Genomic DNA, 14,905 nt, shown 5'->3' with positions numbered 1-14,905 from the left:
GAGGCCAGCGCGGTCCGTCCGCTGAGGCTTGGCCGACGCTGGCGCGGCTTCCTTCGTCAGCACAGCAGGAGCAGGACATGAAGAAAACGGAGCAAACGAACCGGCAGCAGACTGCCGGGGATCAGATCCGCCCCTTGAGCGCCGAGGAAATCCAGGCGGTCAGCGGCGGTGCAAATGGCAAGAAACCGGGGGTTCCCGGCCCGCAAGGCGGGCGCGTGAATGCCACGTCCGTGACCAAGGCGAGCTTCTATCGTTGAACGCGGGATCAGGCGGCATGGTTCCCAGCCATGCCGCCATGAGGCCATAATCCAGAGACAACGGGACGGTCGAAGCCGAAGCCCCAGGCACGGAATTTGCTGCTCAGCCTACTCCGCACAGCCCTGGCGGCTTGTTTGGGCCCGCAGGCGAGGCCGCGCGCCCATCTTCTGGGAGAATGCTCATGGCCACGCGAACCATCTGGAAGGGCGCGATCACCTTCGGCCTGGTCCACATTCCCGTGGGCCTGCATACCGCCACGACGGAATCGGGCGTGGATTTCGACTGGCTGGACCGCCGGTCGATGGACCCGGTTGGCTACAAGCGCATCAACAAGCGCACGGGCAAGGAGATCGAATCCAAGGACATCGTCAAAGGGGTCGAGTACGAGGACGGCCAGTACGTCATCATCTCGCCCGATGAAATCGCGGCAGCCTATCCGCGCACCACCCAGACCATCGAAATCCAGCAATTCGTGGAGGCGTCCGAAGTCTCGTTCGTGTATCTGGAACGTCCCTATTACGTTGCTCCGATCAACAAGGGGCAAAAGGTCTACGCGCTGCTGCGCGACACGCTGGTGAAAAGCGGCAAGATCGGCATTGCCAAGGTCGTGATCCAGACCAAGCAGCATCTGGCGGCCTTGATTCCGATGGGAGACGCGCTGGTCCTGAACCTGATGCGCTGGGGCGACGACGTGAAGTCCGTGGAGGACCTGGATCTGCCCAAGGCCGGTGCCAAGAGCATGTCGCCCAGCGCGGCCGAATTGAAGATGGCCAAGATGCTCGTGGACGAGATGTCGGCGCAGTGGAACCCGGCCGATTACCAGGACGAATTCAAGGCGGCCATCATGGGGCTGGTGGAAAAGAAGGTAAAGGCGGGCAAGACGGAAACCGTGGTCGAGCCGCAGGAGGAAGCGCCGGCGTATGCGGATAACGTGATCGATCTGACCGAGCTGCTGCAGCGCAGCCTGCGCGGCGGGGCGTCCAAGGGGCGTGCCAAAGCCGATGCCAGGCCCGCGAAGAAAGCCGCGCCGCGCAGCGCCGCCGTGAAGAAGGCGCCCGCGAAGAAGGCGGCCAAGAGCGCCAGGCAGGCGAAAAAGGCGGCCTAGCGATGGCAGACAGCCTGAAGAAATATCGCGAGAAGCGCAATTTCGCCGTCACGCCCGAACCTGCGGACGGCGGCGATTCTGGCGGTGAAGGCCTGGCATTCGTGATTCAAAAACACTGGGCCAGCCACCTGCACTATGACTTCCGCCTGGAACTGGACGGCGCGATGAAAAGCTGGGCAGTGCCGAAGGGGCCGTCGTTCGATCCTTCCATCAAACGCATGGCGGTGCAGGTCGAAGACCATCCCATCGCATACAACCAGTTCGAAGGCACCATCCCCGAGGGACAGTATGGCGCCGGCAAGGTGATCATCTGGGACGAGGGGCGCTGGACTCCGATCGGCGATCCCCGGAAGGCATACAAGGCTGGCCATCTGAAGTTCACGCTCGAAGGCGTGAAGATGCGCGGGCGCTGGGCGCTGATCCGCATGAAGGGCAAAGAGGGCGAGCGCCAGCCGCCCTGGCTGCTGATCAAGGAAAGCGACGAGTACGCGCGGCCTGAGCGGGATTTCAGCGTGGTGGACGAGCTACCGGACAGCGTGGTGCCGTTGCGCAAGAAGAAGGCGGCGACTGCGCGCAGCGAACCGCCAATCCGCGCCGCGAAGGCGGCAGCAGCCGTGGCAGCGTTACCGGGCAAGGCCGCCGCCCTGCCTGCATCGCTCAAACCTCAGCTGGCCACCCTGGTCGAGGGCGTGCCGCGGGGCGCGGACGACTGGTCCTACGAAATGAAGTTCGACGGCTACCGGATCCTGGCCAGGCTGGACGACGGCAGCGTGAAGCTGTACACGCGCAACGGCCACGACTGGACGGCCAGGATGCCGCGCCTGGCCCAGGAGCTGGCGGCGCTGCAGATCGCCAATGCCTGGATCGACGGCGAGATCGTGGTGCTGACGCGCGAAGGCGTACCCAGCTTTCAGGCCTTGCAGAACGCCTTCGATGCCGCGAGTACGGCGGACATCGTCTTCTATGCGTTTGACCTGCCTTACGTCACGGGGCGCGATCTGCGCGACGAGCCGCTCAGGCTGCGGCGGGATCTGCTGCGGCGGATCATCGCCACGAGCCAGGGCAAGCACGTGAAGTTCAGTGAGGCCTTCGACAAGCCGGCGGCAGACCTGGTCGCTTCGGCCTGCAAGCTGGGCCTGGAGGGCATCATCGGCAAGCGGCTGTCCGCGCCCTACGTGTCGCGCCGCACGGACGACTGGATCAAAATCAAGTGCACCAGACGCCAGGAGTTCGTCATCGTGGGTTACACCGAGCCCAAGGGCAGCCGCAAGGGCTTCGGCGCGCTGCTGCTGGCGGTGCATGAGCCGGATGGCGGGCTGCGCTACGCCGGCAACGTGGGCACAGGGTTCGACGACAAGACGCTGCAGGACCTGCATCGTAAGCTGGCCGGCATCGAACAAAAAGCCAGCGCGTTGACCCAAGGCAAGCCGCGCGCCCTCAAGCAGGTCCACTGGGTCCAGCCTACGCTGGTAGGTGAGGTTTCGTTCGGAGAATGGACTGGCGACGGCCATGTACGCCATTCGACCTTCCGCGGGCTGCGGACTGACAAACCACCCAAGAAGATCACGCGCGAGGTTGCCATGCCGGCTGAAAAGATATCCACCCGCAATCGCCCCGCCAAAGCCATAAAAGCGGGCGCTGAAACGTCTGCGAAGGGGATGAAGCTGTCCAATCCCGATCGCGTCATCGATCCCTCTTCAGGCGCGACCAAGCTCGACCTGGCGCGCTACTACGCGCTGGTGGCGCCGCTGATGATGCCGCACCTGCGCGGCCGCCCGGTTTCGTTCGTCAGGGCGCCCGCGGGGATCGAGGGCGAGCATTTCTTCCAGCGGCATTCGGAGTCTTCCATCCCGGGGGTGCTTGCGCTGCCTGAACGCCTGTACCCGGGGCATCCGCCGCTCATGGAAATATCGAACGTAGCGGCGATACTCGCTGCTGCCCAGCTGAACGTCGTGGAGTTCCACACGTGGAATGCGCTCAAGACCGCGATCGGCAAGCCGGACCGGATGGTGTTCGACCTGGACCCTGGAGCAGGGGTGGATTGGCCTGCGGTGCAGCAGGGCGCGGAACTGGTGCGCGTGCTGCTGCAGGAACTGGGCCTGCATGGCTGGCTGAAGACCAGCGGCGGCAAGGGGCTGCATGTGGTCGTGCCGATCCGCAAGCAATACGGCTGGGACGCCGTGAAGGACTTTTCCGAAGCCATGGTGCGCCATCTGGCGCAAACGCTGCCGAAGCTGTTCGTCGCCAAGAGCGGTCCCAAGAACCGTGTGGGCAAGATTTTCGCCGATTACCTGCGCAACGGCTTCGGCGCCACGACGGTGGCGGCCTGGTCGGCCCGCGCCCGGCCCGGCCTGGGCGTGTCCGTACCCGTCCGCTGGGACGAACTGGCGGGGCTGAAAGGGTCGGCGCAATGGACCATCGCCAACATCCACACCCGCCTGGATGCGGGCAACGAGCCTTGGGACGATTACGCGCCCCAGGCCATCGGCCGGGCCATGAAGCAGCTCGGGGTCGAGCCGCGATCCTGACGCCCGGCATGGCCGTCAGCGCGCGCTGACGATTGTTGCCGCCGCGGCAACATCATGGTCCCCTCCGCGGGCCTACTGCCGTTCTGCGGGCAGACCTACGATTTGGGCGTCGTTCAACCCATCGAGGAAGTCACCATGAGTCAACGCCTGAATGCCTTTGCGCAATCGCCCGAACTATTCAAGAAATTCGTCGAATTCGGCATGCTGCTGAAGTCCGGCGCGATCGAGCAGCCGATCCTGCGCCTGGTCGAAATCCGCGCCTCGCAGATCAACGGCTGCGGCTTCTGCCTGGACATGCATGTGAAGGATGCCAAGATCCACGGCGAGGGCGAGCTGCGCCTGCACCACGTGGCGATCTGGCGCGAATCCGGCGAATTCTCGCCGCGCGAGCGCGCCTGCCTGGCCTGGACCGAAGCGCTGACCACGCTGGGCGCGCAGGGCGTGCCCGACGAGATCTATGAACGCGTCCGCACGCAGCTGTCCGAAAAGGAAATCTCGGACCTTAGCTTCGCGGTCATGGCGATCAATGGCTGGAACCGCCTGAACGTGGGTTTCCGCACCGTGCCGGGTTCGGCCGACAAGGCCTATGGCCTGGATAAAGCCAAGTTCAACTGAGGAACCATCATGAAAATCCTGGTTATCGGCGGCACGGGCCTGATCGGCTCCAAACTGGTCAAACTGCTGCTTGAGCGCGGTCATGAGGCAATTGCCGCGTCCCCCGCTACCGGCGTCAACACGCTGACCGGCGAGGGCCTGGATGCCGCGCTCGCCGGCGTCGACACGGTGGTCGACGTTGCCAACTCGCCGTCGTTCGAAGACCGCGCCGTGCTGGAATTCTTCCAGACCTCGGGGCGCAACCTGCTGGCGGCGGAGGCCCGCGCCGGCGTGCGCCACCACGTCGCGTTGTCGGTGGTCGGCACGCAGCGCCTGGCCGAAAGCGGCTACTTCCGCGGCAAGATCGCGCAGGAGGCGCTGATCGTGGCTGCCGGCATCCCGTACACCATCGTGCACAGCACCCAGTTCTTCGAATTCCTGGGCGGTATCGTGCAGTCGGGTACCGAAGGGACGGAGGTGCGGCTGTCGCCGGCCTACGTCCAGCCCATAGCGTCGGACGACGTGGCCCTGGCCATGGCCGATGCCACGCTGGCGCCGCCAGTGAACGGCATCGTGGAAATCGCCGGCCCCGAGCGGGTGCGACTGGCCGAACTGGCGCAGCGCTACATGGCCAAGATCGGCGACGCGCGCACCGTGCGGGCGGACGCCGGCGCGCGCTACTTCGGCGCGCAGCTCCACGACGACACGCTGGTTCCGGGAGCCGGCCCACGGCTGGGCAAGATCGGCTTCGAAACCTGGTTCAGCCGTTCGGGCGCAAGAAAGTAGCGGCGGGCACAAGGACCTTCATGAGCAAACCGCGGCCTCCTTCCCAGCGTCTCCTGGACAAGTACCGGGGGAAGGATTTCCATGCCCTGTACACCACCAGCGTGACGGTGCGCGGCGGGGAGGCTGCGGATGGACGGGCCTCCGGCATGGCCATTTCGGACGATGGCGAGTTGGTGGTGGAACTGCGCCTGCCGGTGGAGCTGGGCGGCACGGGCGGGGGCACCAACCCTGAACAGCTATTCGCCGCCGGCTTTGCGGCGTGCTTCCATGGCGCGCTCGGCATGCTGGCCGAACGTGCCGGTCTGGCCATCCCGGACGCTGCCGTGACGGCCACCATCTCGTTCGGCCGGGACCCCGTCGACGGCTTTTTCGCGCTGACGGCGGACGTCAACATCCACCTTCCAGGCGTGCCTGCGCCGGTCGCCGAAGAACTGGTGCGCAATACGGAACGCCTGTGTCCGTACGCCAAGATGGCCCAGGGCGGGATCCAGAGCGTGGTGGCCCTGACCCAATAGCGCTCAGGCCTGTTTCGACAGCAGGCTGTCGATGATCAGCAGATCCTGCGCGCGGATGCCTTCGGTCATGAAGTCGATGAAGACACGCATGCGCGCCGGCAGGTGCTGGCGGCTCAGAAAGCATAAGTAGTGTCCGCGGTCGTCGGGCGAGTACTGCGGCATGCAGGCGACCAGCGTGCCTGCGCGCAGATGCTCGCAGACCTGATAGGCCGCCATCTGCGCGATGCCATGGCCGTCCAGCACCGCCTGCAAGACCAGATCGGCATCGTTGAAGGTCAGCATGGCGGGCGGCGCGAACTTGCGCAGATGGCCGCCGACCTTGAACTCCCATTCGAATACGCGGCCGGACGCCAGCAGGAAATTCACGCAGCTGTGGCTGGATAGCTCGTCGACGCTGAGCGGCAGTCCATGCCTGGCGGCATAGTCGGGCGAGGCGCACAGCATCATCTGCATGGGAATCACTTGCTTGGCGATCACCTGGCTGTCTTCCATGCGGCCGTTGCGAAACGACACATCGACGCGGTCCGTGGTGAAGTCGGTCGGGCCGTCATCCAGCAGCAGCTCCACCGAGATGTTCGGATGCGCTTGGCGGAACGCCTTCAGCAGGGGCGCCACGATCTTGCGGCCAAACCCCACGGTGGAACAGACGCGCACCAGGCCGGAAGGCGGACCCTCGCGCAGGTCGCGCATATTGTCCAGGGCCTGGATGATCCGTTCCACGCCGGGATGGCATTGTTCGTAAAAGCGCTGCCCCTCGGCGGTAAGCGAGGTGCTGCGCGTGGTGCGCACGAAGAGCCGCACGCCCAGCTGGTCTTCGAGCTTCTGCACGCTGCGGCTGACTGCCGAACGGCCTATGCCCAGCCGGTCGCCGGCCTTGGCGAAGTTGCCCTCGGCCGCGACGGCCAGGAAGGCCATGACGCCGGCATAGCTGGTGGCGAAGCTGTCGGCCAGGGAGTCCGGGCCGTTCGCGGGAGAGGTAACCGGGGAGGCGGGGAGAGGGGTAGGCATGGTGGCAGCGGCGCAAGTTGGTTGATCCTACCCCCTAAGACGTGGGGCAGGCCGGTTTTGTGACGCTGCCGCGGAAAAAAAAATAGGCCAACCTCGGGCGAGCGGCGCCCGGGGCTGGCCAGGATGGGATAAGTGCGTGTCCCCTATTGAACGGGGATCAGGGCGGGAGCGCCCTTTTTCTTGATCAGCACGACCACGAACTTGGCCGGCTGGGTCTGGCTGGCATTGCGGCCCACGGTGTGTATGTCGTCCGGCCCTTCGTAGAAGGTCTGGCCCGGGGTCAGCGTCACTTCCTTGCCGCCTTTGACCTGCATGACGATGCTGCCCTCCAGTACATAGACGAAGGCCGAGGCGTCATGGCGGTGCAGGGGGTCGGCCGCCCCGGGCGGATAGTCGACGACGAGCATCACGGCATCGCGGCCGGGGATGTCCGGCAGGTCTTTGCTCATTACTTCGGTGACGATGGGATCCGCCGGCTTGCCGGCGGACGCCGCGTGGTGCGATGCGGCATGGGCGGGCTGGCCCAGCAGCGTGCCGGCGGCGATGAAAGACAACGCGAGTTTGGTGAGTTTCGGCATGGCCTGTCCTGAGTGGATGGGTGACAGGTCCATCGTAGAAGCGCGGGCGGCGCGGCGGTAGGTCCGTGCAAGGGATCACCATGTTGCCCCTCATGCACCAACGCCGGCGCGGGCGGCCTCAGCGTTGCGCCAGCGCGGCCGCGATGCGGGCCAGCTTGTCCGGATTGCGCTGCACCAGAATCCGGGTCAGGCGCTTGCCGTCCGTCTCGTAGGACTGCACGGATTCAAGCTCGCCATCGATAAAGCGCAGCAGCGTCCATTGTCCGTTCACCTGGACCACTTCGGTGCGCAGCGCCTCGCGGTAGCGGCGCTTGCCGGCGTAGAACAGCTGCGCCAGCCGCTTGCCGCCCACCAGGCTGGCAAAGGCGGTGGCCTTGCCGCCGCCGTCGCCGATGAGTTCGGCGTCGTCGCTCAGCAGCGCATGCAGGCCGTGGAAGTCGCTGCGGTCCATCGCGTCGGCAAAGGTCAGCAGCAGCCGATGCAGCGTCGCGCGCGGCACGGCCTCGCGCGGGGTGCCTTGGCGCAATTGCTGCTTGGCGCGCCGCACCAGCTGGCGGACCGCGGCCTGGGTCTTGTCCAGGGTCTGCGCGATGTCCTCGTAGTCGGCGTCGAACACCTCGCGCATCAGGAAGGCCGCGCGGGCGTCCGGCGACAGGCGCTCCAGCATGAACAGAAATGCCACTGACACATCGTCGGCGAGTTCATGGATCTGTTCGGGCGTGGAGGGCGCGGCCATCAGCATCGGTTCCGGCAGCCAGACGCCCACATAGTTTTCCCGTTCCGCACGGGCGGCGCGCAGGCGGTCGATCGCCAGACGGGTGGTGACGGTGACGAGCCAGGCTTCGGGGTTCTCCAGCGTGGCGCGGTCGGCGCCATGCCAGCGCAGCCAGGCGTCCTGCACCACGTCTTCCGCCTCGGCCACCGAACCCAGCATGCGATAGGCGATCGCGTGGAGGCGCGGGCGATGGCGGTCGAACAAGGTCACGGAGCCGGTCATGGAGTGGGCCAACGCTTGGAGGGAAGGACGGGAGGCAGGGCATTTTGCCGTAGCGGCGTGGGCAGAACAAGAGTAAGGAACCGCCGCGAATTGGTGCGGATCGCACAACAGCATGCTTCCCCGCACACGCCTACCGCGCCTGAAGAGCCAGACCTACGATCCTCCCAACTTCGCCACGCGCAGAAGCCTCCGCGCCGCCACCTTGGTGGCGCACCTTCCTGGAGATACCGCCATGTTTGCCATTGAAAACACCGAATCCATCGACCTGGTGCCGTCGCGCTACGCGCTGCAGATCGGCGACATCGACGCGCTGGTCGTCAGCGACGGCGTGCTGCCGCTGCCGACCTCGACGATGGCCACCAATGCCGATCCCGCCGATCTCGCGGCCTGGCTGGAACACATGTTCATGCCGCCCGACGCGTTCGACTGGCCGTTGAACGTGATGGTGGCGCGCAGCGGCGATCAGACCATACTCATCGATGCGGGACTGGGCGGGCAGTTCGCGGGCTTTCCGCGCGCCGGGCTGTTTCCCCAGCGGCTCGAGTCCGCCGGCATCGCGCTGGAATCCGTGACCGACGTGATCATCACGCACATGCACATGGACCACGTGGGTGGGCTGCTCGTACCCGGCGTCAAGGAACGCTTGCGTCCGGATGTGCGCATCCACGTGTCCGCGACCGAAGTGGCGTTCTGGACTTCGCCGGATTTCTCGCACACCGTCATGCCCAAGCCGGTGCCTGCGGTGCTGAAGTCGACCGCCACCAGCTTCTACAACGAATACCGCGACCGTCTGCGACTCTTCGAAGACCGGCATGAGGTGGCGCCGGGCGTCATCGTGCGCATGACAGGCGGCCATACGCCCGGACACAGCGTGGTTGATCTGGTCTCGGGCGGCGAACGGCTGACCTTCGCTGGCGACGCCATGTTCCCGGTGGCATTCGACCATCCCGAATGGCACAACGGCTTCGAGCACGACCCCGAGGAATCGGCCCGCGTCCGTCTCGGTCTGTTCCAGGAGTTGGCGCAGAACCGTGGGTTGCTGGTCGCCGCCCACTTGCCGTTTCCGTCCCTCGGGCGGGTCGCGGTTGACGGCGACGCGTTCCGCTGGGTGCCGGTCATCTGGGATTTTTGAGTGCGCTGAGACGCCCATTCTGCAAAGGCTGGGCGTCGGCGACGCGCATTGGCCCTCGGCCGGTCAACGGCCGGGCCGGTTTGGATACGTTTGATTAACTCTGCGCGTGACGAATTTCGAATTCAGGCAATGATTGTTTATTGCTGATTATTGGAAATTTGGACAGCGACTTCTGTGTTGATTTGTCCGGACGAGGTGTCTGCATAAATCCATAAATGCTTGATAAAGCGAGACATGAGTCCGGCGTCAGGATGCCGATGATGGCGAAATTTGTTGCAGTGAAACATGCGGAATGCTGCAGCCGTCGAGTTTCATGGTTGCATGCCGATTGACGCAGTCTCACAAGGGCGGGATACGAGAAAAAACACGAAGTTTTGATAGGGGTATTTCGTGTTTAAAGTCCGGAAATTTAGTTAAAATCAATCGCTTGGGATTATGAGCGGGAGCATCGTCTCCCGCTTTGCATTTAGGCCCGTCGGCGTATACCAACGTCTGCGGGCCATGAGAAAAACGGGTTAACGGTCCTTGTTTTTCTTCCAAAGTCGGCCGTCGTTCGCCAATCCGGCGAGTGTATTGGTGCGTCGCAGCAGGGGAGCCCAGCCCCTTCGGATTCTGATAACCCATCCCGATACTGACCGGGACTGTTCCGCCGCTGGCCGGAGGGACAGGGGTGTATCTCAGGCTTAGGATATCCACGCATGAATCTCCGGTTTCTGGAAACGTTTGTCCGAGCCGCCAGGCTCAAGAAAATGACTTTGGCCGCGGAAGAACTCCACGCGTCCCAGGCGGCCATTTCCGCCCGCATTGCGGCCTTCGAGGAAGAGCTGGGCGTAAGGGTCTTTGTGCGGGAGAAGGGCAAGCAGCTGAGCTTGACGCCGATAGGCGCAGAAATGCTTGGCCCTGCGGAAGAACTGCTGGCACATGCGAGAGCCTTCACCAGCCGGTTCGCGACCACGGACGTAAGGCTTACCCAGATCAGCATCGGCATGAGCGGGACCGTTGCGGAAGCGATACTCGAGCCCATGGCCGCCGCCCTCTGCAGACAATGGCCGAACGTCACCGTGCACCTGCAGTCTTTGACCAGCACGGACATACGGCAGCAATTGCGTGAGGGCACGCTCGACATCGGGCTGTTGCTGGGCAGCATCGAAGAGCCGATGGTGGTAAACCGGCAGTTGCTCGAGCTGGACTACGTCTGGGTCTGCAGCCCAAGCCTGATGCGCGGCGATGTCGAGCCGTCGGTGAACCACTTGAAGCGGCTGCCTCTGTTGTCCTATCCGGTGGATTCGCTGTTGTACTCTGCCATCGCCAGCTATTTTTCGTCTCCTCAGATGCAAGGCTTCAAGCTGATCGTGTTGAGATCGTTGTCGGTCATGCTGCGGTTGGCCGTTGCAGGCGCGGGATACGCGGTCTTGCCGATCGAGCTCATCCGCGGGGAGCTCGATTCGGGCAAGCTTGTGCGGCTGCCATTTTCCATGCCATTTCCTAAGCAGACCTACTTTGCCGCTTATGTCGACCAACCCTCGATTCCGCTGCGCGCAGCCATGGTCGATTGCATTTGCGAGGTCGCCAGGCTGGTCTCGGATGGCATGGCGAACGGGCCGACGCTAGCCGCCTGAGCGCAGCCGGGCTTCGGCGTGTGCTGCCTGTGCCTCAATCCTGGCCCGTTTGAGACGCCGCGATGATCTGCCGCCACGCCACGGTATCGCGCTGTATCTTCTGCGCAAACGCGTCGGGGCCGTTACCCACCGGTTTCGCAATCTGCCGCGCAAACGTTTCCCGCAACGAGGGCTGGGCCAATGCTTGCTGCACGCTGCGAGCGACCTTGGCGGTGATCTCATGCGGCGTGTCGCGCGGCGCGCAAATACCTACCCAGCCCACGAAGCCCAAGTCGTCCAGGCCCTGTTCGGCCAAGGTCGGTACGGACGGCATCTGCGGCAGGCGTTGATCGGCGCTGACGCCCAGTCCCTTGACACGGCCAGACTCGATGAAGGGCAGCGCTGAAATAATGCTGTCCATCATCAGGTTCACGCGTCCCGTGGCGAGATCCGCATAGGCGGGCGTGGATCCGCGGTACGGCACGTGCAGCATGTTCAGGCCATTGCGCGCGCTGATCGTCCGGCCTGCAAGATGAGGCATGGTGTTCGTGCCGCCCGAGGCGTAGCCGTATTTGCCGGGCGCCTGTTTGGCGGCCGCGATGAATTCCTGGAGATTGGTGGCGGATACGCCCGGATCGGCCACCCAGACCGTCGGCGTATCGGCAATATGGACGACCGGAGCCAGATCCTCGACGCGGTACGGCAAGCTGGGATAGAGCGCTGTTGCCACGACCAGACTGCTGGTCGAGCAGAGCAGCAGCGTGTAGCCATCGGGGTGTGCCCGGGCGACGGTCGCAGAGCCTATGGTGCCGCCCGCGCCCGGCCGGTTTTCGACGACCAGAAGCTGGCCCAGCGCCTGGCCTGCGGGGCCTGCGATCTGGCGCGCTACTGCGTCATTGCCGCCACCTGGGGGAAAAGGCACGACCAGCGTCACGGGTCTGCTCGGCCAGTCGGAGGACTCCGGCGAATGCGCCGCATGCGTCAGGGCGCAAGCCAGGGACAGGAGTCCGGCCGTGGTGGCGCGGAGCAAGGGGAGTTGGCGGATCATGCGGCTTCTTGGTGGCAAGGTGGGTAGGCGATTTGCACGTAACCCCGCATCCTGTCGGACATCCTTGCCCTAGTGAAGCTAGAAAATATTCATTCCAATCAAAGAAAATTCATGACACGGCCCAGCGGCGATCAGTCGTTGCCGCCGGGCCGGGGTCGACGCCGCACGGTGGACTCGCGTTCAATCGTCCAGTGCCGGTACGGTCCCGATCTGGGCGAGGATGCGCGGCGATTCCATGTCGCCGGTTTCCTTGTCCACCAGTACTTCGTAGGCGGCGACGCCGGCGAACTTGGAGGCCATGGAGTTGGCGATGCGTATGGCGCCGAACTCGCTGCTGGCGGCGCGGATTTCACCGGGCGCGACGCCATCGGCGGCGGCGCGGTAGGGAACGACGATGTACTGGACGAGATGGGCAGCTTCTGACACAGGGTTCTCCTGGACGACAGTTTTTTGGGCGAGCGAAATGTATCACGTTGTACTGTGTTTTTGTACAGTATTGTTTGACCGCGCGCCAACAATTTTCAGGCGGCCTGGGAAAACCCCTAGCGCGCACTCGTTGCCCGATTTTCAGCTGGCCTCTATTATTTTCGAAAATATTCGAACTTTTATAAAAAGAGGCAAGGGATGGAAGCGAACCGCTATGACGCGTACCGCGAGGACACCATAGGCCGCGCCAATGTGGCCGACTCGCCCGAGCTGATCGCCTATTACCAGGAGCTGGCCCGCCTGGAGACGGGCGCCCTGTGGACGGTGGCGAACAAGATCGAACCGTGGGCGCCGCGGTCTGCCTCGGTGCCGGTGGTGTGGCGCTACCAGGACCTGCGCGGCCACGTGCTGCGTTCGTCCGAGCTGGTTTCGCCCGAAGAGGCGGGCCGGCGCGTGATCTACCTGAACAACCCGGGCCGGCGCGACGTGGCCGCCGCCGTGGGCTGGCTGTACTCGGGCCTGCAGGTCATGAAGCCGGGCGAACTGGCTTCCGCCCACAAGCATTCGCATTCGGCGCTGCGCTTCATCATGGAAGGGCGGGGCGCCTTCACGGTGGTCGACGGCCACAAGATGACGCTGGGCGCGAACGATTTCGTGCTGACGCCCAACGGCACCTGGCACGAGCATGGCGTGGCCGAAGACGGCACCACCTGCATCTGGCAGGACGGCCTGGACATCCCGCTGGTCAACGCCATGGAAGCCGGCTTCTATGCCGTGCATCCCGACTTGAACCAGACCGTGACCTATCCGGTCGACGACACCAGCGCAGCCTGGGCCAATCCGGCGCTACGGCCCCAGGTGTCCGGTTGGACCAAGCCCTATTCGCCGCTCTTCAAGTACGAATGGGAGCCCACCTACGAGGCGCTGCGCCGCTATGCGCGCACCACTGCGGGCAGCCCCTACGACGGCATCCTGCTCGAATACGTCAACCCGGCCACGGGCGGCCCGGTCATGCCCACCATCGGCGCCAGCATGCAGCTGCTGCGGCCCGGCGAGCACACCAAGGCCCACCGCCATACCGGCAGCTTCATCTACCAGGTGGCCAAGGGCAGCGGCTATTCCATCATCGACGGCAAGCGCTATGACTGGACCGAGCGCGATATCTTCTGCGTGCCCTCGTGGGCCATCCATGAACACGTCAATCTTTCATCGAACGACGACGCCTGCCTGTTCAGCTTCAACGACCTGCCCGTGATGCGCGCGCTGGCGCTTTACCGCGAAGAAGCGGTCAAGGAAAACGACGGCCATCAAGTGCTGATCTAGCGCCGCCCGTTCCCTCCCGAATTTTCATCCGCCGCGCGGGCTTGGCCCGCGCGCTTGACTCAACTCGTCCTGAATCAATGGAGTTCTTATGCGCTTGGTAACTTTTCGCGCTCACCCCACCGCCGCTGCCCGCCTGGGCGCGCTGGCCGAAGGCTATGTGATCGACTTGGCCCTGCTGGGGCGCGCCGGCGGCGTGGACCTGCCTGACGACATGCTGGCTTTCATCGACCTCGGTCCCGTGGCGGTGGCGCAGGCCAGCAAGCTGATGGAGGCCTATCGCGGCAACTGGCCCGTGGGCAGCGCGCTGCCGCAGGAGAACGTCAAGCTGCTGGCGCCGATTCCGCGTCCGCGCAAGAACATCTTCGGCATCGGCCTGAACTACGTGGAGCACGTGGAGGAATCCAGCCGCACGCTGGATACCTCGGCCGACCTGCCCAAGCAGCCGGTGATCTTCTCCAAGCCGCCCACCACGGTCATCGGCCCGGGCGACGCCATCGAGCACAACGCCAAGATCACGCAGCAGCTGGATTGGGAAGTGGAGCTGGCCGTGATCATGGGCCGCCGCGCTTCGCGCGTGGCCGAGGCCGATGCGCTGTCGTACGTGTTCGGCTACAGCGTGATGCTGGACATGAGCGCGCGCGATTGCCGCCGCGCCGGCCAGTGGATCTATTCCAAGGGCATGGACACCTACGCGCCCTTCGGCCCGTGCATCGTGACCGCCGACGAGATCCCGGATCCGCAGGTGCTGGACCTGTGGCTCACGGTCAACGGCGAGAAGAAGCAGGGCTCCAACACGCGGCACATGCTGTTCAAGGTGCCGTTCCTGATCTCGGATATCAGTGCGGGCATCACGCTGGAACCGGGCGACATCATCGCCACCGGTACGCCGGAAGGCGTGGGCGCGGGACGCAAGCCCCAGGAATGGTTGTGGCCGGGCGACGTGGTGGTGGCCTGCGTGGAAGGCATCGGCACGCTGCGCCATCCGGTGGTGGCGGTCTAAAACGCCCGG

The 14,905-nt window shown here is 64.5% G+C and carries 15 protein-coding genes; 10 read left to right on the top strand and 5 right to left on the bottom strand.

Annotated features, from left to right (window positions below):
- Nucleotides 1–77: 77 nt before the first annotated feature.
- The 6 genes from N5C88_RS09850 to N5C88_RS09825 all read left to right on the top strand — a co-directional run bounded on the left by N5C88_RS09850 (nucleotide 78) and on the right by N5C88_RS09825 (nucleotide 5,786).
- Complete coding sequence (locus N5C88_RS09850) at nucleotides 78–257, top strand: hypothetical protein (RefSeq protein ID WP_059377386.1); 180 nt, start codon at nucleotides 78–80, stop codon at nucleotides 255–257.
- A 182-nt stretch (nucleotides 258–439) separates the two neighbouring features.
- A complete protein-coding gene (locus N5C88_RS09845; protein WP_059377389.1) occupies nucleotides 440–1,363 on the top strand; it encodes a Ku protein in 924 nt (307 codons plus the stop codon).
- 2 nt (nucleotides 1,364–1,365) lie between these two features.
- On the top strand, nucleotides 1,366–3,891 hold the full coding sequence (gene ligD / locus N5C88_RS09840; protein WP_280015246.1) for a DNA ligase D: 2,526 nt from the start codon (nucleotides 1,366–1,368) through the stop codon (nucleotides 3,889–3,891).
- Between the two features lie 135 nt (nucleotides 3,892–4,026).
- A complete protein-coding gene (locus N5C88_RS09835; RefSeq protein ID WP_118933468.1) occupies nucleotides 4,027–4,506 on the top strand; it encodes a carboxymuconolactone decarboxylase family protein in 480 nt (159 codons plus the stop codon).
- A gap of 9 nt (nucleotides 4,507–4,515) precedes the next feature.
- Nucleotides 4,516–5,271 (top strand): SDR family oxidoreductase, encoded by a 756-nt coding sequence (locus tag N5C88_RS09830; RefSeq protein ID WP_059377393.1) that lies wholly within the window; start codon nucleotides 4,516–4,518, stop codon nucleotides 5,269–5,271.
- Between the two features lie 20 nt (nucleotides 5,272–5,291).
- Nucleotides 5,292–5,786 carry an Ohr family peroxiredoxin gene (locus tag N5C88_RS09825; RefSeq protein ID WP_059377396.1) on the top strand — a complete coding sequence of 165 codons (495 nt, stop codon included), beginning with the start codon at nucleotides 5,292–5,294 and terminating at the stop codon, nucleotides 5,784–5,786.
- Between the two features lie 3 nt (nucleotides 5,787–5,789).
- On the opposite strand, the gene N5C88_RS09820 is transcribed toward N5C88_RS09825, so the two are convergent.
- The 3 genes from N5C88_RS09820 to N5C88_RS09810 form a co-directional block, all read right to left on the bottom strand.
- Nucleotides 5,790–6,794 (bottom strand): LysR family transcriptional regulator, encoded by a 1,005-nt coding sequence (locus N5C88_RS09820; protein ID WP_280015245.1) that lies wholly within the window; start codon nucleotides 6,792–6,794, stop codon nucleotides 5,790–5,792.
- A 143-nt stretch (nucleotides 6,795–6,937) separates the two neighbouring features.
- Entirely contained in the window at nucleotides 6,938–7,372 is a 435-nt protein-coding gene (locus N5C88_RS09815; protein WP_059377400.1) for a cupin domain-containing protein, read from the bottom strand.
- Between the two features lie 118 nt (nucleotides 7,373–7,490).
- On the bottom strand, nucleotides 7,491–8,369 hold the full coding sequence (locus N5C88_RS09810; protein ID WP_118933447.1) for an RNA polymerase sigma-70 factor: 879 nt from the start codon (nucleotides 8,367–8,369) through the stop codon (nucleotides 7,491–7,493).
- 232 nt (nucleotides 8,370–8,601) lie between these two features.
- On the opposite strand from N5C88_RS09810, the gene N5C88_RS09805 reads away from it, so the two are divergent.
- Complete coding sequence (locus tag N5C88_RS09805; RefSeq protein WP_280015244.1) at nucleotides 8,602–9,501, top strand: MBL fold metallo-hydrolase; 900 nt, start codon at nucleotides 8,602–8,604, stop codon at nucleotides 9,499–9,501.
- 698 nt (nucleotides 9,502–10,199) lie between these two features.
- On the top strand, nucleotides 10,200–11,120 hold the full coding sequence (locus tag N5C88_RS09800; protein ID WP_059377405.1) for a LysR family transcriptional regulator: 921 nt from the start codon (nucleotides 10,200–10,202) through the stop codon (nucleotides 11,118–11,120).
- A 34-nt stretch (nucleotides 11,121–11,154) separates the two neighbouring features.
- On the opposite strand, the gene N5C88_RS09795 is transcribed toward N5C88_RS09800, so the two are convergent.
- Nucleotides 11,155–12,147 (bottom strand): tripartite tricarboxylate transporter substrate binding protein, encoded by a 993-nt coding sequence (locus tag N5C88_RS09795; RefSeq protein WP_280015243.1) that lies wholly within the window; start codon nucleotides 12,145–12,147, stop codon nucleotides 11,155–11,157.
- 180 nt (nucleotides 12,148–12,327) lie between these two features.
- The gene (locus N5C88_RS09790; protein WP_054455066.1) at nucleotides 12,328–12,573 is read right to left on the bottom strand and encodes a hypothetical protein; all 246 of its coding nucleotides are present in this window, start codon (nucleotides 12,571–12,573) and stop codon (nucleotides 12,328–12,330) included.
- Between the two features lie 198 nt (nucleotides 12,574–12,771).
- On the opposite strand from N5C88_RS09790, the gene N5C88_RS09785 reads away from it, so the two are divergent.
- Both N5C88_RS09785 and N5C88_RS09780 read left to right on the top strand, forming a co-directional pair.
- On the top strand, nucleotides 12,772–13,896 hold the full coding sequence (locus N5C88_RS09785; protein WP_059377411.1) for a cupin domain-containing protein: 1,125 nt from the start codon (nucleotides 12,772–12,774) through the stop codon (nucleotides 13,894–13,896).
- An 88-nt stretch (nucleotides 13,897–13,984) separates the two neighbouring features.
- Nucleotides 13,985–14,896 (top strand): fumarylacetoacetate hydrolase family protein, encoded by a 912-nt coding sequence (locus N5C88_RS09780; protein WP_251878726.1) that lies wholly within the window; start codon nucleotides 13,985–13,987, stop codon nucleotides 14,894–14,896.
- Nucleotides 14,897–14,905: the final 9 nt, after the last annotated feature.

The sequence above is a fragment of the Achromobacter sp. GD03932 genome (genome assembly GCF_029839485.1).
GTDB classification, from domain to species: domain Bacteria; phylum Pseudomonadota; class Gammaproteobacteria; order Burkholderiales; family Burkholderiaceae_B; genus Achromobacter; species Achromobacter bronchisepticus_A.
This window is presented reverse-complemented; position numbering and strand designations above follow the sequence as displayed.